The 26,088-nt window shown below is 38.1% G+C and carries 20 protein-coding genes and 1 riboswitch; of the genes, 7 read left to right on the top strand and 13 right to left on the bottom strand.

Annotated features, from left to right (window positions below; genetic code table 11):
- Positions 1-56: 56 nt before the first annotated feature.
- A complete protein-coding gene (locus DK858_RS00105; RefSeq protein ID WP_069367593.1) occupies positions 57-239 on the top strand; it encodes a YoaH family protein in 183 nt (60 codons plus the stop codon).
- A 96-nt stretch (positions 240-335) separates the two neighbouring features.
- Complete coding sequence (yebF, locus tag DK858_RS00100) at positions 336-725, top strand: protein YebF (RefSeq protein WP_109395702.1); 390 nt, start codon at positions 336-338, stop codon at positions 723-725.
- A 104-nt stretch (positions 726-829) separates the two neighbouring features.
- Here yebF and DK858_RS00095 read toward each other — a convergent pair whose 3' ends face one another.
- Positions 830-1,063 (bottom strand): DNA polymerase III subunit theta, encoded by a 234-nt coding sequence (locus DK858_RS00095; protein ID WP_023581873.1) that lies wholly within the window; start codon positions 1,061-1,063, stop codon positions 830-832.
- Positions 1,064-2,392: 1,329 nt separating this feature from the next.
- On the opposite strand from DK858_RS00095, the gene DK858_RS00090 reads away from it, so the two are divergent.
- Both DK858_RS00090 and DK858_RS00085 read left to right on the top strand, forming a co-directional pair.
- Entirely contained in the window at positions 2,393-3,865 is a 1,473-nt protein-coding gene (locus DK858_RS00090; protein WP_109395701.1) for an alanine/glycine:cation symporter family protein, read from the top strand.
- 99 nt (positions 3,866-3,964) lie between these two features.
- Entirely contained in the window at positions 3,965-4,804 is an 840-nt protein-coding gene (locus DK858_RS00085) for an N-acetylmuramoyl-L-alanine amidase (protein WP_109395700.1), read from the top strand.
- A gap of 129 nt (positions 4,805-4,933) precedes the next feature.
- Here DK858_RS00085 and brnQ read toward each other — a convergent pair whose 3' ends face one another.
- The 3 genes from brnQ to DK858_RS00070 form a co-directional block, all read right to left on the bottom strand.
- Positions 4,934-6,280, bottom strand: a complete 1,347-nt coding sequence (gene brnQ / locus DK858_RS00080; RefSeq protein WP_109395699.1) for a branched-chain amino acid transport system II carrier protein — start codon at positions 6,278-6,280, stop codon at positions 4,934-4,936.
- A gap of 302 nt (positions 6,281-6,582) precedes the next feature.
- Positions 6,583-7,389 (bottom strand): sugar-phosphatase, encoded by an 807-nt coding sequence (yidA, locus tag DK858_RS00075; RefSeq protein WP_109395698.1) that lies wholly within the window; start codon positions 7,387-7,389, stop codon positions 6,583-6,585.
- Between the two features lie 127 nt (positions 7,390-7,516).
- Complete coding sequence (locus tag DK858_RS00070; protein ID WP_006533085.1) at positions 7,517-7,903, bottom strand: helix-turn-helix domain-containing protein; 387 nt, start codon at positions 7,901-7,903, stop codon at positions 7,517-7,519.
- Positions 7,904-8,240: 337 nt separating this feature from the next.
- Here DK858_RS00070 and mgrB point away from each other — a divergent pair, with 337 nt between their 5' ends.
- Positions 8,241-8,417, top strand: coding sequence for a PhoP/PhoQ regulator MgrB (gene mgrB / locus DK858_RS18200; protein ID WP_164996175.1), 177 nt, complete (start codon positions 8,241-8,243; stop codon positions 8,415-8,417).
- Positions 8,418-8,566: 149 nt separating this feature from the next.
- Positions 8,567-9,949 carry an amino acid permease gene (locus tag DK858_RS00060; RefSeq protein ID WP_109395697.1) on the top strand — a complete coding sequence of 461 codons (1,383 nt, stop codon included), beginning with the start codon at positions 8,567-8,569 and terminating at the stop codon, positions 9,947-9,949.
- Between the two features lie 114 nt (positions 9,950-10,063).
- Here the strand turns inward: DK858_RS00060 and pagP are convergent, their stop codons facing one another.
- Positions 10,064-10,699, bottom strand: coding sequence for a lipid IV(A) palmitoyltransferase PagP (gene pagP, locus DK858_RS00055; RefSeq protein WP_109395696.1), 636 nt, complete (start codon positions 10,697-10,699; stop codon positions 10,064-10,066).
- A 774-nt stretch (positions 10,700-11,473) separates the two neighbouring features.
- Positions 11,474-11,562, top strand: a riboswitch (TPP riboswitch).
- Between the two features lie 51 nt (positions 11,563-11,613).
- Here pagP and thiD point away from each other — a divergent pair.
- Positions 11,614-12,411, top strand: coding sequence for a bifunctional hydroxymethylpyrimidine kinase/phosphomethylpyrimidine kinase (gene thiD / locus DK858_RS00050; RefSeq protein WP_109395695.1), 798 nt, complete (start codon positions 11,614-11,616; stop codon positions 12,409-12,411).
- Positions 12,412-12,461: 50 nt separating this feature from the next.
- Here thiD and fbaB read toward each other — a convergent pair whose 3' ends face one another.
- The 8 genes from fbaB to DK858_RS00010 all read right to left on the bottom strand — a co-directional run bounded on the left by fbaB (position 12,462) and on the right by DK858_RS00010 (position 25,801).
- The gene (gene fbaB, locus DK858_RS00045) at positions 12,462-13,511 is read right to left on the bottom strand and encodes a class I fructose-bisphosphate aldolase (protein WP_006533078.1); all 1,050 of its coding nucleotides are present in this window, start codon (positions 13,509-13,511) and stop codon (positions 12,462-12,464) included.
- Between the two features lie 49 nt (positions 13,512-13,560).
- Positions 13,561-14,454 carry a lipid kinase YegS gene (yegS, locus tag DK858_RS00040; RefSeq protein ID WP_109395694.1) on the bottom strand — a complete coding sequence of 298 codons (894 nt, stop codon included), beginning with the start codon at positions 14,452-14,454 and terminating at the stop codon, positions 13,561-13,563.
- 296 nt (positions 14,455-14,750) lie between these two features.
- Positions 14,751-16,130 carry a prephenate-dependent tRNA uridine(34) hydroxylase TrhP gene (trhP, locus tag DK858_RS00035; protein WP_109395693.1) on the bottom strand — a complete coding sequence of 460 codons (1,380 nt, stop codon included), beginning with the start codon at positions 16,128-16,130 and terminating at the stop codon, positions 14,751-14,753.
- A 119-nt stretch (positions 16,131-16,249) separates the two neighbouring features.
- Positions 16,250-16,957 carry an envelope stress response regulator BaeR gene (gene baeR, locus DK858_RS00030; RefSeq protein ID WP_109395692.1) on the bottom strand — a complete coding sequence of 236 codons (708 nt, stop codon included), beginning with the start codon at positions 16,955-16,957 and terminating at the stop codon, positions 16,250-16,252.
- A gap of 24 nt (positions 16,958-16,981) precedes the next feature.
- Entirely contained in the window at positions 16,982-18,358 is a 1,377-nt protein-coding gene (gene baeS, locus DK858_RS00025) for an envelope stress sensor histidine kinase BaeS (protein WP_109395691.1), read from the bottom strand.
- Entirely contained in the window at positions 18,355-21,438 is a 3,084-nt protein-coding gene (mdtC, locus tag DK858_RS00020; RefSeq protein WP_109395690.1) for a multidrug efflux RND transporter permease subunit MdtC, read from the bottom strand. Before mdtC ends, baeS begins: the two co-directional genes overlap by 4 nt.
- Complete coding sequence (locus DK858_RS00015; protein ID WP_109395689.1) at positions 21,435-24,566, bottom strand: MdtB/MuxB family multidrug efflux RND transporter permease subunit; 3,132 nt, start codon at positions 24,564-24,566, stop codon at positions 21,435-21,437. The genes mdtC and DK858_RS00015 overlap by 4 nt, the downstream gene beginning before the upstream one ends.
- Positions 24,566-25,801, bottom strand: a complete 1,236-nt coding sequence (locus DK858_RS00010) for an MdtA/MuxA family multidrug efflux RND transporter periplasmic adaptor subunit (RefSeq protein ID WP_109395688.1) — start codon at positions 25,799-25,801, stop codon at positions 24,566-24,568. The genes DK858_RS00015 and DK858_RS00010 overlap by 1 nt, the downstream gene beginning before the upstream one ends.
- Positions 25,802-26,088: the final 287 nt, after the last annotated feature.

The raw sequence follows: 26,088 nt of genomic DNA, 5'->3' as shown, positions 1-26,088 counted from the left end.
AAAGATTACACTCATGTAAATACAAAATAGACGTTAATAAAGATAAGAGTAACATTATGTTTCTAGGAATGCCTACATTAACACATGAAGAGCAGCAAAAAGCAGTAGAAAAAATTCAATCTCTAATGGCTGAAGGAATGAGTAGCGGAGAGGCAATTCAGTTAGTCGCTCAAGAGTTGAGAGAGAAACATACCACCCGCGAATCAGTTTCTATCGTATTTGACGATGAGAATGAATAGAACATTTTTTTAACAAATGTCACAATTGTGTTATTAACCCTGTGCTATGCTTAATGAATACACATCCTGTTTTAAGGGATATTTTCGGGGGGTTATATGAAATTAAGCAAGTTTATTGGTCAAACAGGGATACTTGGAGCAGGTTTTTTGCTTGCTATTTCTTTTGGAGTATCCGCAGAAAGTATCGAAAATGTTAATAAAGATATTGTGCGTTCTGCTCCTTTTGCGAGTTGCGTTAATTTAGATAACAATCAACTTGTTGCAAGAGTAAAGAATGATTATTTACAGAATCGTTTACCTCGCTGGCAAGATGATAAAAATGCATTAGGTTCAAAACCTGTTGCAAGTATCAATGCTAATGAAATTATCAAGATGGATAATAGCTACCAGATGGTATTGAATGTAAGAGGGGCGAGAACAGATCTTCGTTACAATGTTCAAGTCAATTGTGATGACAATACTATTACTTATGTTTCTCCTAAATAATAGATTAATGATAGTGAGTTCTAATTAATCTATTGAAAGAAAAAGAGATAAACTAAGGTTTATCTCTTTTTTTTGTCATTATCAAAATAGTGGAGAGTATTTGACTATTTTTTTACTGGTGGTTCATAAGGCAAACGAGAATAGTGTTGGCTTCTTGCACGATAAAATACCAGTCTTTCTTGAAAGAAAGCTTGAAAAGCTTGAGGCTGTTCTCTTAAAACAGCATCTGCAACGACAGGCATGTTATAGCGTTCTTTAAACGCGACGCCTGAAGCGGCTAAGCTTATATTTAGTTTATCTTTTTCTTCTTGTGTTAATTCTGAAAGGTTATAACTCATTATCTTTCCCTCTATAACAATATACGTAAAGTAAAAGAGCTTGCTTATTAATGCAAGCAGATAAAGAGATTAGTCATTAATGTATAGCAAAATAGTGAACTTTATTTTGGGTGATTTTTAATCAAGTCGATTAAATATAACAATAAAATTTTATATCTCTTTAATTGTTATACTACTTTGTGGGTAATTTAAATAAATCTAATGATAGAGTGAGCATTTCCAACTTTTATTAAATAGGTTTTAAAGTAGAAAAAAAGCAGTTTATCTATAAAAAAGGTAAGTAATGCGAATGTTTTGTTTGATTTAGATCAATGAAAAAAGTAGAAGATTTTGTATTAAGAATAGATGAATAATGATGATTTATTAATTGGATATTTTATGTGTTTTTATTTTTTAATATTTGACAAGGAGTTATGATAAAGCGCTAAAATATTGAGATGAAAAAATGCCCTGTTGTGGAAACAGGGCGAAAAATAATACAACACCAGGGAAAAACATAGTATAAATAAAATTAACCAAATGGTTAATAGGTAAACTTACGTGATTCTACATTTTTTTATTAATATGAAATAAACTTTAATTAATATTCAAAAAATAGAGTTATTCATGAATAGTAAGTGAATAAAAAAAGAAAAGAAAACAATCAATCGTATTCATAAAAAATGAAAGATCACAAATCATGTTAGAATTAATGAATTTAATAGGTGTGATAAAATAAAAATGTAAAGTTTGTTTTTTTATCTTGTCTTAATATCTTATTAATATTAAAGCATTTTATTGGATGAAGAAATATGAAATATTTATTGTCGATTTTAGTAACAAGCTTTATTTCTTAAAGGTTAATTACTGAAATGTTAAATTGAATATTAAAAAACATCTTAATTAATTGCTTTAATGGTTCATTTAAATCTTATTTTAGATAAATAGCGAAAATTATTAATTGATGTTTTTTTACTCTATTTGTGTTTTTTCTAAAATGACTGATTAACTTAATGATTAATGTATTCAGCTTACTTTTTTGCGTTAATAAAATAAAGAAATAATTATTTATCTTAATGATATATAGAGGGTTTTTATTTTTCAATATTGGTTGCTTTAGTTAATAAGATAATTAAATTAAAATAATAACATGTAAAAAAATAAACAAAAAATATACATGGCACACAATATTGTGTTACATTTGGTTCGCTTTTCACACAGTAATTCTTGATATTACTTTAAGACGGATTCGGATCAGTAATTGACTTAATTACACGATATCTGCTTACTTTTTTATTTCAATAGCGATGTAAGGATAGGTTATATACGTTATTACATAAGGGGATTAATTTGACAGGGCTAATAAACTTTGCGAATAACATTTTATGGGGATATGTTCTTATCTACTTGCTTCTCGGAGTAGGTATTTACTTTACTATCCGTACCGGATTTATACAAATCCGACATTTTAGTCATATGTTCTCTATTTTAAAAAATAGCCATAAGTCAGATAAATCAGGGATCTCTTCCTTCCAGGCATTATGCACCAGTTTAGCTGCGCGTGTAGGTACTGGTAACTTGACAGGTGTCGCGATTGCTTTAACAGCGGGTGGTCCTGGCGCTATTTTTTGGATGTGGGTAGTTGCTTTAATTGGCATGGCAACATCATTAATAGAAAGTACACTCGCGCAACTTTATAAAACAAAAGATGATGATGGTAATTATCGAGGTGGTCCTGCTTATTATATGACGAAAGGACTAAAAATGCGCTGGATGGGGGTTCTCTTCGCCATTTTCTTGATTATCGCTTTTGGCTTGGTTTTTAATGCTGTCCAAGCGAATTCGATTGCTCAAGCTACAGCTTCTGCCTTTAATTTTGATCCATTCTATGTGGGGCTCTTTTTAGTATTAACGAGCGGATTTATTATTTTTGGTGGCCTGCGTTGGGTTGCTCGTGTTGCTGAGTTAGTTGTTCCTATTATGGCAACAGCTTATTTATTATTAGCATTTTGGGTCGTTGCAGATCATATTGAACGCTTACCCGAAGTTTTCATTTTAATTTTTAAAAGTGCGTTTGGATTACAAGAAGCCGCTGCAGGTGCAGTTGCTTACGGTATTAGTCAAGCGATGACTCAAGGTATTCAGCGCGGCCTCTTTTCGAATGAAGCAGGGATGGGATCGGCACCTAATGCTGCGGCTTCAGCAACACCTTATCCACCACATCCTGCATCTCAAGGCTATATTCAGATGTTAGGTGTTTTTATGGATACCTTGGTTATTTGTAGTGCCACCGCGGTGATCATTTTATCATCGGGGGTATTAGACAGTTATCCGGAAGGTATTAATGGTATTCAATTAACACAATTGGCCTTGTCATCGAGTGTCGGGGGATGGGGAAGCACCTTTATTGCGATTGCAATTTTCTTCTTCGCTTTTACCTCCATTATTGCTAATTATGCTTATGCTGAGAGTAATATGATTTTTCTTGAACGTAATCACACAACAGGGCTATTCCTGTTACGTTCAGCAGTGTTAGGCATGGTGATGTTTGGTGCTTTAGCGGATATGCCTCTTGTTTGGAAAATGGCCGATCTCTCTATGGGATTAATGGCAATGACTAATTTAATTGCAATCATCTTACTTTCTGGTGTCGCCTTAAAATTAGTTAAAGATTATAACCAGCAACGACAAGCAGGTTTAGTGCCTACATTTGATATTCGACAATATCCAGAGTTGCAAGATGATATTGAAGAAGGGATTTGGGATAAGAATATTATTCCTGATGAACCTTTAGTTCGATGTGAAAAAGTGAGCAATAACTAAAGCAATCATAAAAAAGCGTCAAAATTCAAAACCCATATTTTTTAATATGGGTTTTTTTATTACAATTTAGCTTTGGGAATAATTAATCAAGGATCAGAAATGAGGTCTAGTCGGTATTATATAGGATTACTTATTGCAATAAGCCTCTTAACCAGTTGTGCCAAGCAACCCGTATTTATCGATAGAGGTGAATATATAGTTAAAGTTGTTCCTAATAAGCAGGAAGCAAATGACTGTGTAAAATATCTGGTAATGCACTATACCGCCCTTGATGATGAACGCTCGTTTAAGGTGCTTACAGCTGGCCGAGTCAGTAGTCACTATTTGATCCCTACACATCCATCATCGATTGATGGAAAACCAGTGATTACTTCATTAGTGGATGAAAGAGAAATTGCATGGCATGCAGGTATTAGTCAGTGGGGAAATGCAACTAGCCTAAACAATTGCTCCATTGGGATTGAAATAGTTAATTTGGGTTATCGTGATAATGGGAAGTTTAGGTATTGGTATTCTTATACTGCAGACCAAATTGTGACTATTTCAGTGGTAATGAAAGATATTATTGAACGCTATAATATTGAACCTCAAAATGTTTTGGGTCACAGTGATATTGCACCTCTCAGAAAAGTTGATCCGGGGCCTTTATTTCCTTGGGAAAGATTAGCCAGCCAAGGAATAGGTGCTTGGCCAGATAAGGCGTTAGTACAAACTTATTTAGCGGGTAGAGAACCTTCAGAGCCTGTTGACGTTGCAACTTTCCAACAGTTATTGCAGCAATATGGTTATCAAACACCAACAAATGGTGTATTAGATAATAATGCACAAAAAGTAGTGAAGGCCTTCCAAATGCATTTTAGGGCGAGCAAAGCGAATGGGATCCCTGATGCTCAATCAGAAGCGATTTTAAGAGCATTGATTGAGAAATACCGAACTTAAGTTTTCTATGATGAATAGATAGTAAAAATTTAAGTAATAGAAACGCAAAAAGCGTCTCCAATATAGAATTTGGAAGACGCTTTTTCTCAACTTACAATCAGCATTACAAATTAGGTGTTATATTGTTGCTTATTTCGCTGAATCTCCTACTGGAAGGCTTTCTTCTTTAAGATTTAAGCTAACCACCAACGAAAATATAAATGCAATCGCACCAGGTAATACCCAACCTAGACCATAATCAGAAAGCGGGATATAGCTAAATAATTGCAGTAAGTCAGCATTTAACCATTTCAATTGTTTCAACGTATCGAAAAGACTCATTAATACGATGATGGCAATTGTAACGCGATAGGTAAAGCGAGGCGTTTTTAATTTATTACGAATAAATTGCAGTAATACTAATGTGACTGCGGTTGGATAAATCATTAATAATGCAGGAATAGTCACTCGTAATAATGTATCAAGGCCAAACGTTGATACAATTGTGGTCATTAATGTAAATACCACAACCCAAAAGCGATAGCCTAAACGGTGATGGAATGTCGCAAAGTAGTCAGCAGCAGCACTTGTTACACCTACAAGTGTTGTCATACTGGCTAATAAAACAATCCCGCCCATTAACCACGTACCAACAGAGCCAAACAGCGCATCGACATATCGTGAGAAAATTTGACCACCGTTAGTAGCATTGAGTGCAGGATCAGCAAAAACAGAAACAGAGTGGCTTGTTGCACCTAAGTAGAAAAGGCACAGATAAAGTGCGGCTAACAGTAAGACTGAAATCATACCCGCTTTTACGGTAATCAAACCGATCTGGCGTGGTTCAGTAATTCCTTTGGTATATAAAGCACGAGCCACGATACCGCCAAATGCCATAGCTGAAAGGACATCCATGGTTTGGTAGCCATCAATAAAGCCAGAGAAGAAGCCATTTACCGCATACAGGCCTGTCGGTTCACCAATTGGGGAAATTGGTTTAGCCACAACAGCAATACCAACAACAACCAGCAGAATTAAGAGCGCGGGTGTCATAAATTTACCAATGGCGCTTATCATCGTGCCTTGTTTTAACATGAAGAACATACTGGTGATGTTAAACACAAGAGCGAAAGTGAGATGTGTTGCCGTATTTTTTTCAACGAGCCCTAAAGGTAAGAAACCCATTTCATAAGCAGTATTGGTAACACGAGGCATCGCAAAAGTAGAGCCTACGATAAGATACAGTGCTACCCAGAAGATGACGGCAACCCATGAAGGTAAATCAATAGAAAGACGCTCACCACGTCCACGAATTGCAACGATAACTAAGGTTAGGAATGGGAGTAAGACGCCAGTAACTAGGAAACCTAAAGATGTACTAAACCAGAGGTTTCCCGATTGAAAACCCGCCATAGGGGGGAAAATAATATTGCCAGCACCAAGGAAGAGTGCAAAAACCATCATTCCAAGAACGAGCATATCTTTTGTAGAAAGCATAACTTAAACTACCTGTCTGTGAAGAAAATATATAAATGATTTATATTTGTTATTCTACATCTAGCCTAATTAACAGCTTAATATGTTGTGAAAATGCAGTTTGAATAACGAAAAGTGAATTGATAGTAACAAATTCTGAAGGATATGTAAGAAGAAAGGCAGATTTAACGCTCATTTAACAGCAATTATAGAATAATAAAAGGCTATGTTTTTGGTTGAAAAGCAGTGTGATCCTCTGCTAAGGATCACAATAGCTATATAATTTTGTAGACATTCGCGATAAAACACAAAAAAGATCGTGTTTAAATAAATTTATTGATAGCGACTGCAACACCGTGTTCTTCATTAGAAAGTGTGACGAATTTGGCGACTTTTTTCACTTCTTCAGGGGCATTTCCCATTGCAACACCTAAGCCGGCATATTTCAGCATTGCCAAATCATTACCTTGGTCACCAATACACATAATTTTTTCTGGTGTGATCTTTAAATGTTCAGCGACTTTTTGAACCGCACTCCCTTTATTGACATTGGTGTTCAACACTTCAATAAAATAAGGTGCACTGCGTAATATACTGTATTGTTCATAAATATTAGCAGGAAGATATTGAATCGCATTATCCAAAACGGCTGGCGCATCAACAATCATAAACTTACTAAAATGCATATCAGTCTGCATTTCATTCAGTGGACGATAATAAAGCGGAGTCCAAGATAGAAAGGCTTCTTGGCAGGTGAAATGGCTAATATGACTATTTGTGGTATAAATCTTATTATCACTGATAACGTGAAAATGGACACCAATCTCGCGAGCGAGGTTTTCAAAATAGAGGTAATCTTCAAAATTGAGTAGATCTTGAATAATTACTTCACCATTATCTGCTTGATGGATTTGGCTGCCATTATTGCTGATGCAGTAACAGTTAGATGTATCAAGACCGAGTGTTTTTAAATAGGGATAGATGCCATTAAAAGCGCGTCCCGAAGCCAATACAATCTTAACTCCCGCTTCTTTTGCTCTCTGAACGGCTTGTTTTACTTCTGGCGTAATTTCGTGTTGTTTGTTAAGTAAGGTTCCATCTAAATCAATAGCGATAAGCTTAATACTCATTAGCATCCCCATATTAAATAAAAGCAATCATGATAAAGGAAGGACGAAGCGGTCTATCATCACATAGCTTGAGTATTATTTATGTGACATTAAAGGCTATCTGTATAATGTCACATAAATAGAAGGGTTAATCACAACAAGGTGATTGTAAATGTAACGGCTGTTTGGTTTCTAAAACGATCTCTTGATTTTGCCGAAAGTCGAAAGGCGTGATGCCATACTCTTTACGGAACATATAAGTAAAGTGAGATTGTGAACCAAAGCCGAAATCAAGGGCGATATCGAAGATAGAGCGTTCACTGGTACGTAATAAATGAATAGCACCAGCTAATCTACGCTGACGGATATACTTTCCTAAAGAGGTGCCTGTGACTTCTTTAAAGATTTTCTGCATGTGCCAAAGAGAATACCCAGAATAAGCCGCCAACTCTTCAAGATGGATAACACGGCCTAAATGCTCCTCAATCCATTTACTTAGCGCGCAAACTAATGCGAGATGATTATCTTGTGGCATTACAGTTCCATTCTATCAATGAAGTTAAGGTAAAAATCAAAATTAACTCCCTAATCTTATACAAAAAATGGCAGACAGAGAAATCCATATTAATGGATAGCTATCTCTAATCGTTGGCAAAATGTGTACTTACTAATATAAGGTCATTTTACATACAGTTTAGAGCGAAATAATGCACATTATCTGAAGTCTGTCGAGGAAGCGTTTACCTTTCATAATGAAAGTTATGCTAAATTTACTTATAGAGATAATTGATTGCGAATTTTATAACAACAACTCCTTTTCTTGTTATCGTATTTAAGCGAATACTTGTAATGTGGTAAGTCATACTAACAAAATGTATTTAAAGGATTTTAAATTGAACGCAAAGAAAATAATTATTAGCTTAATTATTGCATTGGCCATTACCTTTGGCCTTTATCTGGTGGCTTTAGATAATTTTTGCGATCGAGGAGAGGATTTCCAACAAGGTCTTTGTCGCTTTACCACATTATTCCCCTCGAAACATCACTAAAAGATAGCTTTTCTTATTATTTTTCGCCTAGCATAAAATGTATTTGTTATTCAAGTCAGAATAGTGTTTTAATGGTGGCTCGAAATGAATAAAATCGTAAACATTAGTTTACATGTTAAGTTGATAAAATAATAAAGAGAAGAGGATGTATGGCGAGAGAGTCGCAACAGACAGAACTTAAGCGCGGTCTGAAAAATCGACATATCCAGCTAATTGCGCTGGGTGGTGCTGTCGGCGCTGGTCTGTTTCTTGGTATAGCGCAAACTATTAATATGACAGGCCCATCAGTAATATTAGGATATGCTATTGGTGGTTTTATTGCGTTTATGATCATGCGCCAATTAGGCGAAATGGTTGCCGAAGAGCCAGTTGCGGGTTCGTTTAGTCACTTTGCTAATAAATATTGGAGCCCATTTGCTGGCTTTTTATCAGGCTGGAACTATTGGGTGATGTTTATTCTTGTCGGTATGGCAGAATTAACCGCTGCAGGTAAATACATTAACTACTGGTTACCTGATATTCCAGTTTGGGTTTCCGTTGCTATCTTTTTCGTGGCAATTAACTTAATCAATTTGATTAACGTTAAAATGTATGGTGAAACAGAATTCTGGTTTGCCATTATTAAAGTGTTGGCGATCGTTGGTATGATTTTATTTGGGAGCTACTTACTGGCAAGTGGTAATGGTGGCCCTCAAGCTTCGGTTAGCAATTTATGGGAGCTAGGTTTTTTCCCCCATGGTTTTACGGGCTTTATGTCTGCATTAGCCATTGTGATGTTCTCTTTTGGGGGACTTGAACTGGTGGGGATCACCGCGGCTGAAGCTGAAAATCCAAAAGTCAGTATCCCAAAAGCAACTAACCAAGTTGTTTATCGTATTTTAATTTTCTATATCGGCTCATTGTTAGTGTTACTTTCACTCTATCCTTGGACGCAAGTTGTGAAAGGTGAAAGCCCATTCGTCCTGATTTTCCATAATTTGGATAATTTCTTAATCGCAAATATTTTAAATGCTGTGGTATTAACTGCTGCTCTGTCAGTTTATAACAGTGGCGTTTATTCTAATAGTCGTATGCTTTATGGTTTGGCAAAACAAGGAAATGCGCCACATGCACTTTCTCGTATTAATAAACGTGGTGTACCAGTAGTGTCGTTACTATTGTCTGCTATTGCGACCTCATTAGGTATTTTAGTTAATTACTTATTACCTGATCAAGCGTTAGAACTATTAATGGCCTTGGTTGTAACCACATTAGTACTTAACTGGATTATGATCTGTTTGGCGAATTTAAAATTTAGAGCTGCAAAAACGAAAGAGGGTGTAGAGCCTTTCTTTAAAGCTCTTTGGTATCCTTATGGTAACTACATTTGCCTTGCTTTCTTATGCATGATTTTAGTGATTATCTTATTTATGCCACAAGTGAATATTTCGGTAATTTTAATGCCATTCTGGATCGCGTTCTTATGGGTTGGTTTTAAAATATCCCGTATGAAGAAAACACCGAACAGTGCTCAAGCAAGCCAAGATATTTAAGCTATTACTGATTGGTTAACACACGGTTGAACCAAAAAACGCATCACTGAGATGCGTTTTTTTATGTTCTATTTTTATTGTTTGTATTTATTCTGAGTGGCAAAAATAAAGGAGTTACTGCCAACGTAACCAAGCAAATAACACGTTACCATTGTTATAAGTTCCTGGTACATAAGTCGCTTGTAGTGAAAGATGCCCATAACCGATAGAAACTAGCGGTAAAGGAAGTGGCATAGGAATATAGTTATATTCATGGCGCGCTGTAATGCTTAGTGTAAAGCCGGCTCCCATACGAAACCCATTTTTATCACTGGGATACCACATTTTCTCAAAACCATAGCCCATAATAGGTTGTACACGGTTATTTGAGTCCATAAATGCCATCGCATAAAGAGAGTGCCAATCACCATCATTGTCATAACGATATTTTCCCATACCAAAACCCCAAGGTGTTTCGTTATAACGATCAGTTTTTTCTTTATCGTAAGTAAAACGGTTATGCCAAGTCCATACAGGTAAATAGTAATTATATTGGTCGTTATCCCAAGTTTGATTAACATTACGTTTGAATTTTTCCCAGTAATTCTCGTCATTATTAGATTGAGGAGGGTTGCTGGCGACTTGTTGGTTTTCTGTCATAATAGTCTGATGGCTATTTGCATTATTTTCAGAAGCGAAAGCGGAAGTTGTTAACGCAAGTGAAAACAGCGTTGTAGCTAATACGCTAGGGTGAAAATAGGACGATGACATAATGTAACTCCGAGTACGACATAAACAGTGATTCTGGTGATGACAAATAAACATTACTAATAGTGTTATTTAATCGACAAGTATTTAAGATAAGAGGTATCTGAAACTTTACATCTTAAATAAAATCTTAAAGGGTTAGAGTTGGTTAAGAATAAAACGATAGACTTATTGTACTTATGAACGTCATTTTGTCTGATATTAAATGATGTTATTTTTTTATGATAATATATCGTTTCTAACGAAAATTAAATTTTATTAGATTTAAAAAATAAATAGCTAATAAATAAGGTTTGCAAGACTTAATATAGGCTTAGTTACTTTCAATAGAAAAAACCTAACAAATATTTATTATTATGACTTAATTAAAATATTGAGATAAATTTAATATTAATAACATCAGTTTAGAAAAAAAGATTAATTTCTGGCTGAATAATAGAGTAACAAATAAAAAGAGTTAAATAAAAAAAAGAAAAAAACAGAGGTTAGTTTATAAAGCGTTTAAGTTTAAGCGTTGACAACTGGCGTTTGGACTGTTTTTTATACAGATAATCCTATGGTTAGAGAGTGCAAATTAAAAAATTGTTATTTACCCTTTCTTAAATCGATATGTCGTGCAATAGAGGCCCTCGGCTTACTATTTATTATATACAACTATAACTGATTTATCTTACTGAATAACAAATCTCAACAAGAGAGAATTTATAAATCGATATTAGCTATCAAACTAGCATCTTTATCTTGAGCATGCGATACTCCTTATCGCCTGAATTTACAGGCTTTGGCTCGGGGCGCCTTATGGCTGAGATGAACCCGTATAACCTGATCTGGATAATGCCAGCGTAGGGAAGTCAAGGTAACTCTGCTGATTAACAGAGCCCGACTTTTCTGTAACTGGTGAAAGGAGGAGTTAATCAGTGAGATTCAATGCATTGTCTATCGCAGGCACTGATCCTAGTGGTGGTGCAGGTATTCAGGCCGATCTGAAAACATTTTCAGCACTGGGTGTCTATGGCACAACAGTAATGACGGCACTTGTTGCTCAAAATACCTGTGGTGTCCGTAGTGTCTATGATTTATCCCCTGATTTTGTTGCCGCTCAATTAGATGCTGTCTTGTCTGATGTTCGAATTGATAGTGCCAAAATTGGCATGCTCTCTAATGCCTCGATTATTGATGTGGTTTGCACCAAACTTCAGCAATATGCGATCCCCTTTGTTGTTCTTGATACCGTGATGATTGCAAAAAGTGGTGATCCTCTATTACAACCTGATGCGGTTAATAAAATGGTTAATCAGCTTTTGCCTCTGGTTGATTTGATCACGCCTAACTTACCCGAAGCTGCAGCACTGTTAGGTTGTGATGTCGCTCAAGATGAAATAGCGATGAAGCAACAAGGTTATGCATTGCTAAAACAAGGATGTAAAGCGGTGTTGATGAAAGGAGGGCATCTAACTGAAAATGAAAGCCCTGATTGGTTATTTACTCAAGATGGTGAGTGGCGATTTACCTCTAAACGCATTAATACTAAAAATACTCATGGTACAGGATGTACGCTTTCAGCCGCCTTAGCTGCTATTCGTCCTCAAGTTGCTAATTGGCAGATTTGTGTTGAACAAGCAAAAAACTATTTGCAGCAAGCATTAGAACATGCAGATAGTTTAGATGTTGGACAAGGTTTCGGCCCTGTGCATCATTTTCATCGTTGGTGGTAATACTAAAAAGCCCCTAAAAAGGGGCTTTAACTGATTGTAAAATCAGATAATTAAGCAATAGTGACAGATTTGTTTAGATAAACATCTTGTACTGCATTAATTAGAGCTACGCCATCTTTCATTGATTTTTTGAACGCTTTACGTCCTAAGATCAAGCCCATACCACCCGCACGTTTATTAATCACTGCGGTACGAACAGCATCTTCAAGGTCATTATTACCTGAAGCGCCACCAGAGTTAATTAATCCCGCACGACCCATATAGCAGTTTGCTAATTGGTAACGAACTAAATCAATTGGGTTTTCAGTAGTGAGTTTGGTGTAAACACGCTCATCAGTATGACCAAAACCAATCGCTTTAAAGCCACCGTTATTTTCAGCCATTTTTTGTTTAACAATATCAGCACCAATTGTTGCGGCTAAATGGTTTGCTTGACCGGTTAAATCTGCACTTGCATGGTAATCTACGCCATCTTTTTTAAAGGCTGGGTTGCGTAAATAAGCCCATAATACTGTGACCATTCCCAACTCATGAGCACGCTCAAAGGCCATTGAAATTTCTTCAATTTGGCGACGGCTTTCTTGTGAACCAAAGTAAATGGTTGCACCCACGGCAACAGCACCCATTTCAAAGGCTTGTTCTACACTGGCGTACAGTGTTTGGTCATATTGCGCGGGGTAGCTTAGGGTTTCATTGTGGTTTAATTTCACAAGAAAAGGGATTTTGTGTGCATAGCGACGAGAAACAGAAGCAAGAACACCATAAGTAGAAGCAACACAGTTACAACCCGCTTCAATAGCTAACTCAACAATATTTTTTGGATCAAAATAGAGTGGGTTTGCAGCAAAAGAGGCAGCAGCAGAGTGCTCAACCCCTTGGTCAACAGGTAGAATGGACAGATAACCCGTTCCCGCTAAACGCCCATGATTAAACAGGGTTTGCATTGAACGTAACACGCTATTAGGGCGATTGTTATCAATCATAACGCGATCAACAAAGTCAGAACCTGGCAGGTAGAGATTTTCGCTCGGGATGGTTTGGCAACGATGTTCCAATAATGATTTCGCATCAGCACCTAACAAACTTACTATATCAGTCATTACATACTCCAGTTCATGATGAGATGAGAGTGATTGTCATTTATCTACATTAAGATAACAAGTCACATTGAGGCGGTAACCGGCAGTGGATCGCTTCAGGTAACACAATAAATTCAAATTTATTCCCTAAAAGGGGTTCTCCATCTAAATTAAATACCATTTCATGAGAAGCGCTAATATTTACCCAGCGACTTTCACGCTCGATAATCTTGTCATTTTTTTTACGATCAAACAGGCTATTTAAAAGAGAAGGAAGTAATTCGTGTGCTTCAACAATGGTGATATTGAGTTTATTGTCGTTAATTAAAGCGTCGGGACAGAGTTGTTGTCCTCCTCCAGCTTGGCGACCATTACCAATACCGAGAATGAGTGATTCACCTTCCCAGTGGAAATTTTCCGCTTCTATCGTGCAGTGATCAGCTTTTAAGGTGTCAATACTTAAAAGACCATTAATAAAATAGGCGGCTCCACCTAATGCTGACTTTAACGCTTCAGGGGTTTCTGTTGTGATTTTTGTTCCAAAGCCACCTGATGCCATATTGATAAAATAGCGGGTCTTATTCACATTAATAACATCAATGGGTACAGCTCGCCCTTTAACGGCTAAATTAAGTGCATTTTCCATATCGCGAGGGATTTGTGCGCTGGTGGCAAAATCATTTGCTGTACCTAATGGAATAACGCCAAGTGTTGGTAAAGACGAAGGGGAGAGATGTATGAGTTCAGATACAACGCTATTAATTGTTCCATCCCCTCCGGCTGCAATTACAGTTTCGGCCTGCATATCGATGGCTTCTTGTACAAAACGTCGTATATCACTCGATTCCCAAGTCACTCTTACTTGGAGATTAAAACCTTCGTCACGTAATTGGTAAACCGCTTTTCTCAATGTACTATCGTTAGCGCTTTTTCCATTAATGATTAGTAAATTAATTTTACTCATTGATGAATCCCTTTAATTAAATCACTCTTTTAAAGGTAATGGATATCGAGAAAATTACTATTTTTTTTACAAAGGATAACGAAAAAGGAGTGTGTTTTACGAAAAGAAAATTGATAACGGGAAGTGAAAAAAGAAAAGGCAAATCCAAGGGAGATTGGATTTGCCAAGGAGGTGGTTCCTAGTCTTACTGTATTCATTCTAGTTCTTTATTTTTCGGAACTGATGATACGGCAAACAAATCATTATTGATGTGATCTGTATTTGAAATTGACCACTTTAAATCAGATTATGACGCTTTACTTCACTTCTACCGCATCAATTTTATGCGGTTGGCGAGTTGTTGTACCTTGTAGGTTGCGGATCAGCAGTGCAAAATCTAAATCAACATCTTCAGGAACAGATAAATAAACCATGTGACCATTACCTGGTGCAACATCCGTTGGTTGCTGTTTTTTATTAAACAGCGTGTCTAGCGTAAATTGAATATTTCCAGTTGGGGTCATTAATTCTAGGCTATCACCTAAAACAAATTTGTTTTTAACATCAACTTCAGCTAAACCGTTTACGCGTTTACCTGTGAATTCACCGACAAATTGTTGAGTGTCAGAGACAGAGTAACCATATTCATAAGTTTGGTATGCATCATGGGTATGGCGACGTAAGAAACCTTCTGTATAACCTCGATGTGCTAAGCCTTCTAATGTCGTTAGCAACGTTGGATCGAATGGTTTACCTGCAACTGCATCATCAATCGCACGACGATACATTTGTGCTGTACGAGCACAGTAATAGAAGGATTTAGTACGACCTTCAATTTTCAGCGAATGCACGCCCATTTGAGTTAATTGCTCAACGTGTTCAATCGCACGTAAGTCTTTAGAGTTCATGATATAAGTACCGTGTTCATCTTCGAACGCAGTCATATATTCACCAGGGCGTTTTGCTTCTTCGATTAAGTAGACTTTATCTGTTGGCGCGCCAACACCTAAAGTAGGCTCAACATTTTTAACCGGGATTGGCGTGTATTTTTCAACGATATTACCGACATCGTCTTCTTTGCCTTCTTCAACTTTATATTCCCAGCGGCAAGCGTTAGTACATGTACCTTGGTTTGGGTCACGCTTATTGATATAACCAGATAATAGGCAACGGCCTGAATAAGCCATACATAATGCACCGTGAACGAAAACCTCTAATTCCATATCAGGAACTTGCTTACGAATTTCAGCAATTTCATCAATAGAAAGTTCACGAGAAAGGATCACACGAGTTAATCCCATTTGGCGCCAGAATTTTACAGTTGCCCAGTTAACGGCGTTGGCTTGTACTGAAAGGTGGATATCCATTTCAGGGAAGGCTTCACGTACCATCATGATCAAACCCGGATCAGACATAATCAGCGCATCTGGACCCATATCAATGACGGGTTTTAAGTCACGAATAAAGGTTTTTAATTTAGCATTGTGAGGTGCGATATTAACCACAACATAGAAGCGCTTACCTAATTCGTGGGCCTCTTGAATACCTTTAGCAAGGTTTTCGTGGTTAAACTCATTATTACGCACACGTAAGCTATAACGTGGCTGACCTGCATAAACGGCGTCTGCGCCATAAGCAAAGGCATAGCGCATATTTTTTAATGAGCCAGCAGGAGAGAGCAATTCGGGTGTAAACATGGTTAATTTCCTGGTTCTGATTTCAAGTCAGTCCCCCACACATTGGGTAGGGGTATATCATAAAGGGGGGGATTCTAGCGCTTAAGTGTAGCGCGGTTCAATGTATTCCTGAAAAAATATCATCGAAAACGGTAAGCTTGGGTTTCCCAACGATAGCCTTGACCATAAATTGAACGAATAAATTCAATTTGATCGTTAAGTTGCTCTAGTTTGCGTCGTAAATTTTTAATGTGACTATCAATGGTTCTATCCGTCACAATACGGTAGTCATCATAAAGGTGATCCATAAGTTGATCACGTGTCAATATTTTGCCTGGCTGAGTGGCTAAAGCCTTTAGTAAACGAAATTCAGCAGTCGTTAAATCAAGAATTTTATTGTTGTATTGGATTTGGTAAGCCTGCTCATCAATGACGACTAATTTATCGCTTTGAATAATATCTTGTGGTCGATAAAAACGGCGTAATAAAGTTTTGACTCTGGCTACGACTTCCCTTGGACTATAAGGTTTGCAAATATAGTCATCAGCGCCAATCTCAAGACCGAGTAGTCGATCTACTTCTTCTGTTTTAGCCGTTACCATAATGATTGGAATATCTGAAAACTGACGTAACTCTTTACAGATTGTAATGCCGTCTTTAACAGGTAGCATTAGATCTAATAGTATTAAATCGTAGTGTTGTTGTTTTACATACTGGCTCACTTTAGCACCATCTGCTAACCAATAAGTTTGATAACCTGATGATTGAAGATAATCAATAAGCAATTGGGCAAGTTTAGGTTCATCTTCAACAATCAAGATTGAATAGGGGGATTCAGATATGGTCATTTATTGGCTCAATGGTTATTAGGCTTAAAGATCATCAGAATATGCGGGTAATTCTATAAGGATTTTCACGCCACCTAAAGAGGAAGGCATGGCACTTATCTTACCATTATGAGCTTCAACAATATTTTCGCAAATCGCAAGACCTAAACCTGAGCCTCCACTTGCACGATTTCGTGAATTTTCTGCACGATAAAAGCGCTGGAAAACAGCATTGTATTGAGCACTGTCTAGCCCTGGAGCACTATCTTCTAATGAAACAACAACATGATTTTGCTCTTTTTGGGTGCTGATATGTAATTGTCCACCTGAATAAGTATAGCGTACGCTATTCTCTAGCAGATTATGGAAAAGCTGGATCAACCTATCAGGATCAGCTTGCACAATGAGTGGGAATGAATCATCTAATTCGGTAAGTAAAGTAATATCTTTAGTTTGATAGGTATGACGATAAGAAGCCACAGCCAATAAAATTACTTCATTGATATCAATAAAATCTTTACGATAAGTTAAAGAGCCTCTATCTGATAATGATAGTTGGTGGAGATCATTAACCAATTTGGTTAGATTTGTAACTTCAAATAAAAGGGAATTTAGCGTCTCTGTTGAGGGCTTTCTGACACCATCTTGTAACGCTTCAAGTTCACCTTTTAATATGGCAAGAGGGGTTCGCAATTCATGTGAGATATCTGCCATATAATCACGACGAATTTGTTCATTTTTTTCTAGTGTGCTGGCAAGTTGATTAAAGTCGGTAGCAAGTTGACTGATTTCATCTTTGCTTGAGGGTGTTACGCGAACAGAGAAGTCACCCGCTGCTAATTTATGTGTCGCTTCAACAAGACGTTTAACAGGGCGTATCATATTGCGAGAAAGAATAAGAGTGATCAATAAAGCAAAAAGAACGGTTAAACCTGCAATTATCCAGCTAGTACGCAGTTGTTGCTTATCAAAGCTAATATCGGCCTCATTACTGATTTTATCTGCCGCGCTGACAATCACCCATCCAACAATTTCATCGTGAAAGGTAATGGGCTTTTTAAATGTTTCTGCGGGAAATTGATTGTCATGCCCAAATAAACGTTTCATCTCTTTATCAACGATCCAAAATTGTGTACGCCAACCTCTAGGAGGCGGTCCTTCGCTACTTTGGCTTATTTGATCAATACTTCGTAATATTTGATAAAGAGAGCGATCATCTCTATTGAGGAAACGCCAATCTCCCGTTAAAGCATATTGTTCAGTTAAGGCTTCAGCTAAAAGAGTTGCACGCTGTTCACTGTTTTTCTTGATATAACCAATGAATCCTTGCTGGAAGCTACCTCGAATACCGATATGCATGGCGAGAACAACAACCATACAAGTAGCAAAAACCACTAAGAACAGCTTGCTTCTCAATTTCATGCACTTGCCTCTTTTTTGCTGATACGTCGTTGTTGCCAACGTTCACGCAATCCATCAAAAAATAGATAAATAACCGGAGTTGTATAAAGGGTCAGTAGCTGGCTCATTAATAAACCACCTACAATTGTTATCCCTAAAGGTTGTCTTAACTCTGCGCCATCTCCACTACCTAACATTAGTGGTAATGCACCAAATAGTGCGGCGAGTGTTGTCATAAGAATAGGGCGGAAACGTAATAGACTGGCTTGAATAATCGCCTCTTTAGCTGACAACTTGCCTTCACGTTGGGCTGTAATTGCAAAATCTACCATAATAATGGCATTTTTCTTCACAATGCCAATAAGTAGCATAATGCCAATAAGTGCAATCAGACTAAAAGGTGTATTAAAAAGCTGTAACGCTAATAAGGCGCCCACACCCGCGGAAGGTAGGGTAGATAAAATGGTCAGTGGATGAATATAACTTTCATATAACACACCTAATACTAAATAGACCGTTACAATCGCCGCTAAGATAAGAATAAGCTGTGATTTGATGGTTTCTTGAAAAATCTGTGCGGTACCAGCAAAAGTACCTCTGACGGTATTAGGTACACCTAATTCTGTCATTGTGCGTTCAATAGAATTAATGGCATCTGCTAATGTATAGCCTTCTGGAATATTAAAGGCAATAGTTGAAGATGCAGATAATCCTTGGTGATTAACACTTAATGGCGCATTAGCCGGATACCAACTCGCAAATGCGGATAATGGGATACGTTCACCTTGATTATTGACCACATACATTTTATCTAATGCAGAGACATCTTGAGTATATTGTTCTGAGACTTCCATCACCACTTTATACTGATTTAGTGGCGCATAAATGGTGGATATTTGACGCTGACCAAAAGCATTGTTTAGTAGATTATTGGCATCACTAACATTAATACCTAATTGCGACATGGTATCGCGATCGTAAGTTAGTGCCATTTCTGCGCCTTTATCTTCTTTATCAGAGTTAACGTCTACAAGTTGAGGCTGTTCACCTAACGCTTTACGAACAATGGGCTCCCATTTACGCAACTCGCTCAAATCATCAGCTAATAATGTGAATTGATAACTGGCATTTGCTTGGCGTCCACCCGCTCTAACATCTTGCACTGGCATTAAAAAGAGGTTAGCGCCAGGTTCATTGGCTAATTTTGTTCGTAGGCGATTAATTACTTGGTTTGCGCTATCAGTACGCTCTGACAGTGGGTTGAGGGAAATAAACATAAATCCACTATTAATACGCCCCCCGCCAGTAAAACCCGTTACGCTATCAACGTCTTTATCTGCATTAATTTCTTGCATGAAGCGGGTCATTTTTTCTTTCATTGATTGGAATGAAATACTTTGGTCTGCACGCACAAATCCCATTAAACGTCCTGTATCTTGATCAGGGAAAAATGTTTTGGGTGCACTGATGTATAAATAAGCATTTAAGCCTAATGTGGCAAGAAAAATAGCCATAACCCAGCGTCGATGACGTAACGCTGCTTGCAATGTGACGCTGTAACCTTGTTGGAGACGGAAAAGTAACTTGCCAAAACCCCGTAAATGCGACTGTGCTTTAGGCTTCATCCCTTTTAGTAAATGGGCACACATCATGGGGGTGAGCGTTAGAGAAACAAACAGCGAAATTGCAATAGCGGTTGTTAAGGTGATGGCAAATTCTTTAAATAATCGCCCGACTAGACCATCCATTAATAGTAATGGAATAAAAACGGCAACAAGAGAAATACTCATTGAAAGGACTGTAAAACCAACTTCACCGACCCCTTTCAAGGCGGCATCTTTAGGTTTTAAACCATTCTCAATATGACGAGAGATATTTTCAAGCACCACAATTGCATCATCAACTACAAAGCCTGTGGCTACGGTTAATGCCATTAATGAAAGGTTATTTAAACTAAAGCCACAAAGGTACATGGCTGAAAAAGTACCAATTAATGAGACGGGTACCGCAACTGCAGGGATCAGCGTGGCGCGACCTGAGCGTAAAAATAAGAACACAACTAAAATGACCAGCGCCACAGCAATAGCTAATGCACGTTCAACTTCAGCTAATGAAGCGCGAATAGTGGGGGTTCTATCTTGTGCAACTTTTAAATCAACACTTGCAGGGATCAGCTCACGTAATTCTGGAAGCTCATCACGAATACGATTGACGGTTTCAATGATATTGGCACCAGCTTCACGACGAATAACCAGCAAAATAGCAGGCTCTCCGCCACTCATTCCGGCAGCTCGAGAGTTTTGTATAGAATCGGTAACTTGTGCCACATCACTTAAACGCACAACGGCATCTTGATTGTAATGTACGATCACAGGGCGATATTCAGCCGCCTTACTCAGCTCATCGTTAGTTTGGATTTGCCAACGCCTTTCGTCATTATTTACAAAGCCTTGAGGTCGGCGCACATTTGCTTGGTTAATTGCTTTTCTAACATCATCAAGGCTGACATTTTGGTTAAATAACGCATCAGGATTGAGGGCGACACGTATCGCCGGTAATGAGCCACCACCGACAGAAACTTCACTGACACCTTCAATCTGAGAAATTTTTTGTGCCAACCTTGTTGAGGCGAGATCATAAAGCTCCCCTGTATTTTGGGTGTCAGAGGTGAGCGTTAAGATCATAATCGGTGCATCAGAAGGATTCGATTTATAATAACGCGGGCGACTTGGCATACCTGATGGTAATAAGCTTTGCGAAGCATTTAATGCCGCTTGTACATCACGAGCGGCTGTATTGATATCTTTGTTTAAGTCGAACACTAACGTAATACTGGTACTTCCAAGCGAACTGCTTGATGTCATTTCATCAATACCTGAAATTCTCCCTAGAGAGCGCTCAAGCGGTGTTGCCACAGAAGATGCCATGGTTTCTGGTGATGCCCCCGGTAATGAAGCGTAAATATTAATAACCGGATAATCAACTTGGGGTAATGGGGCAACCGGAAGCAACATAAACCCTAAGGCACCACATAAAGAAATTGCTAAACTCAGTAATGTGGTTGCTACGGGGCGTTGAATAAAGAGGGCGAAGAACTTCATGATACAGCCCCGTTATTATTCTCAACGTGTTTATTGCGGTTGATGTAGAGCGATAATTTATCAAATAACAGATAAATTACAGGTGTTGTAAATAGGGTTAAGATTTGGCTCATAATTAAGCCACCAACCATACAAACCCCTAATGGTTGACGTAATTCAGCCCCTACACCGGTACTTAACATTAAAGGCAACGCACCTAAAAGCGCCGCCATTGTGGTCATTAAGATTGGGCGGAAACGTAATAAACACGCTTGATAAATAGCATCGTAAGGTGTTAAACCTTGTTCTCGTTCAGCGGCAAGGGCAAAGTCTATCATCATGATCGCATTTTTCTTTACGATCCCGATAAGTAAGATGATCCCAATAATTGCAATAATATCCAACTCATTGCCTGCGGCTATTAAAGCCAATAATGCGCCGACGCCGGCTGTTGGCAGTGTCGATAAAATCGTAATAGGGTGAATAAAACTCTCATATAGCACTCCTAATACAATATACATAGCTACAATTGCCGCGATAATCAGCCACAAAGTACTTGAAAGCGCACTTTCAAATGCCAGTGTCGCACCTTGGAATTGGGTGGTGATATCTCTTGGCATAGAGATTTGCTCTTCAGCCAATTTTACTGCTTTCACCGCTTCTTCAAGAGAGGATTGTTCTGCGACATTAAATGAGAATGTTGCTGAAGGAAATTGCTCTTGATGATTGATAGAGAGTGGCGCTAAACGTTGCTCTACGGATGCAATCGATAATAAAGGTACCATCGCACCATCTTTACCCGTTAAATGCACGGCTGAAAGTGCCTGTAATCCATCACCATTACGAATATCTTGTTCTAATACCACACGATACTGATTGGCTTGAGTGTAGATAGTTGAAATTAAACGCTGACCAAAAGCATTATAAAGTGCGTTATCTATTTCACTCATTGAAATACCTAAACGACTTGCTGAGTCTCTGTCCACTTTGATATATGCCATCATGCCGTTATCTTGCCAATCACTGCTGATATCAGTCAATTCAGGGCTATCTTTTAGTGCTTGAGAGAGCTTAGGTACCCAATAAGCTAACTCATCTAATGATGTTGCTTGTAATGTAAATTGATACTGAGTACGAGAAACTTGCGTATCAATGGTTAAATCTTGAGTCGGTTGCAGATAAAGAGTCATTCCCGCAATAGAAGCAATACGCGCTTGTAAACGAGGAATAATTACATCTATCCTATCATCACGCTGATCAAGGGGTTTTAGCGTGATCTGTAGTCGTCCAGTATTGAGTGTTGCGTTACTGCCATCAATTCCCACAAAACTGGCAATATTATCAACGGCTGGATCATCAATTAATTTATCAACGACTTGTTGCTGTTTTTCTACCATTGCTTGATAAGAAATGGATTGTGAGGTTTCAATGGTTCCTTGCAATAGCCCGTTATCTTGTAATGGGAAAAAGCCTTTAGGAATAAACATATATAGCAATACAGTTAGCATCAATGTGCTAAGTGCTACGCCAAGCGTTATCCATTGATGGTTTAAAACACGTTTAAGCCAAACGGCATACACCGCAATCATTCTTTCAAAGAAACGTTCGCACGCCATTTCAAAACGATTGTGTTTGATTTCATTTTCAGGTTTTAGCAATCGAGCACACATCATTGGCGTTAATGTGAGCGAAACCACGGCAGAGATTAGAATGGCGACAGCAAGGGTGATTGCAAACTCCCTAAATAAACGACCAACAATATCACCCATAAATAACAATGGGATCAGTACGGCAATAAGAGAGAAGGTAAGCGAAATAATGGTAAAACCAATTTCACCAGCCCCTTTTAGGGCGGCTGTTAACGGTTTATCACCACGTTCGAGATAACGGGAAATATTTTCAATCACGACAATCGCATCATCGACAACAAAGCCTGTGGCAATAGTAAGAGCCATTAAGGTGAGGTTATTGACGGAGAATCCACAAAAATACATTACTGCAAACGTACCTACTAATGAAAGCGGTACTGCAATACTTGGAATTAAGGTTGCGACACCATTACGTAAAAAGAGATAAATGACCATTACCACAAGAGCGATAGCCAATCCAAGTTCAAACTGTACATCTTTAACTGAAGCGCGGATCGTAGTGGTTCTGTCTGTTAAAATTTCAACATTAACGGATTTTGGTAAATTAGAGACTAAATCAGGCAATAAATTACGAATATTATCAGTAGTATCAATGACGTTAACACCAGGTTGACGTTGAATATTAATAATAATCGCCTGCTTGTTATTTGCCCATGCACCTAGTTGGTTGTTTTCAGGTGCTTGTTCTATTGTGGCGATATCAGATAGACGAATTGGTGCGCCATTTTTATAAGTAACGATTAATTGACGGTAATCTTCTAATGATTTCATCTGATCATTCGCGGATAGCGTTACAGAGCGAGTTGGCCCATCAAGGCTTCCTTTCGCTGAGTTAACGTTCGCATTATTGATTGCTACACGAATTTGTTCGCTATCTAAACCGTAAGATGCAGCGGCTTGTGCATTGAGTTTAACTCTAACAGCAGGGCGCTGACCACCAGCTAAAGCCACTAAACCGACGCCATTAACTTGTGAAATTTTTTGTGAGATACGGGTTTCAACCATATCTTGCAATTGTGTCATCGGTAATGTTGAGCTAGTAACCGCCAAGGTTAAAATAGGCGGATCAGCTGGATTTACTTTGCTGTAAATTGGTGGGTAAGGTAAATCGGATGGTAGCAAATTAGTGGCTGCATTTATCGCTGCTTGTACTTCTTGCTCTGCAACATCTAATGGTAATGTTAATTGGAACATCAGCGTGATCACTGAAGCACCACCAGAGCTTTGTGACGACATCTGCTTTAATCCAGACATCTGCCCAAACTGGCGCTCTAATGGAGCCGTAACTGCTGATGTCATTACATCAGGGCTTGCTCCGGGATAAAGCGTAACGACCTGAATTGTTGGATAATCAACTTCAGGTAATGCTGAGACGGGGAGCATGCGATAGCCGACAATCCCAGCTAGGAGTATGGCAACCATAAAAAGGGTTGTTGCAACAGGGCGCAGAATAAATAAGCGAGAGGGGCCGCCACCTGTACCGTGTGTTTTTTCGGTCATTATGCTTTCTCCGCAACAACACGGTTATTTTCTTTAGTCTTTGGTGCCGTTGGTGTCACGATATCGACTTTTGCACCCTGTGTTAATCTATCCACACCATCGGTTACAACGCGCTGATCAGCGGATAAACCGGATGCTATTACGACTTTTTCCGCATTTTGTAAGGCAACTTCAACACGTAATTTACTTACTTTATTTTCACTATCCACAACCCAAACAAAGTGGCCTTCATTACCCATTTGTAGAGCTGCATTAGGAATAACCACCGCTTTTTCTAATGTGGTGACATAAAGACGCACATTTACAAACTGGTTAGGAAATAACGTTGTCTCTTGTTGTGGAAAGCGTGCTTTTAATTTAATGGTGCCAGTTGTTGCATCAATTTGGTTATCAACACTAAATAATTCTCCTTTAGCTAATTCAAACTGATTATTTCTATCTAATGCGATGACTGGTAAATTTGTATTGTTTTTACGTGCTTGAATAACATTCGCCAGATCTTGTTCTGGCAATGTAAAAATCACATCAACAGGATCCATTTGATTGATAACAACGATAGGCGTAGATGAACCACCAGAAATATAATTACCAACATCAACTTGTTTTAACCCTACTCGACCTGAAATGGGTGCGGTGATTTTGCTATAAGTGAGTTGCAGTTGTGCATTACTGATAGTGGCTTCATCAATACGAATACTGGCCTCAGACTGTTTGACTAAAGCTTGCTGATTATCTAGCTCTTGTTGTGAGACTAAATTGGTTTTCGCTAATTTCTGATAACGCGCTAAATCAAGACGTGCATTTGCTAATGTGGCCTGATCTTTTGCAAGCTGCCCTTTGGCTTGGGCTAATTGAACTTCAAATGGACGAGGATCAATCTCAGCTAATAAATCACCTTTTTGAACGTGTTGTCCTTCTGTGAAATGTAACGCCATTAGTTGACCTTCAACACGACTCGTAACGGTTACGCTATTAGTGGCTTTTACTGTCCCTAAAGCAGATAAAAATTGAGGTACATCCTCTTGTGTTGATGTTGCAACTTGAACAGGTGGTAAAGGAGGGCGTCGAGATCCAGATGTACCTCGATTTTGTGAGTTAGTTACTTGAGCCCCTTTATTTTCAGGCGACGCGGTTTTTGCTGCATTAAATTGCCAATAGGCGTAAGCCCCTGCGATTACGACGATTAAAGCGATAATGAGAGAAACTCTTTTTTTAGCACTTTTGTTTTTATTCATTACTTTTGTGATCCCACTGGCAACTAGCTAATCAGAAATACTGAAATGAAAATCTGGAATGGTGACATTCTACCTGTTTCTTCATAGTTAAAAATGGAGGAAATATGGAAATTAAGTCAAGGAATGTGTTTTGTTGATGTTATTTTAATCAATTAAAACAAATTGCTACTGGCATTATTTTATCGTTGTTATTCAATAAGAGATAATTTAGCGAAAAACGCCGTAAACCCTCGCCCAATGCGGGCGAGGATATAAGGCGAAAAGCCCGCAGGGCTTTAAAGATCAAT

The sequence above is a fragment of the Proteus faecis genome (genome assembly GCF_003144395.1).
Lineage (GTDB): Bacteria > Pseudomonadota > Gammaproteobacteria > Enterobacterales > Enterobacteriaceae > Proteus > Proteus faecis.
Note: the sequence above shows the minus strand (reverse complement) of the source record. Positions and strands in the feature narration are given on the sequence as shown.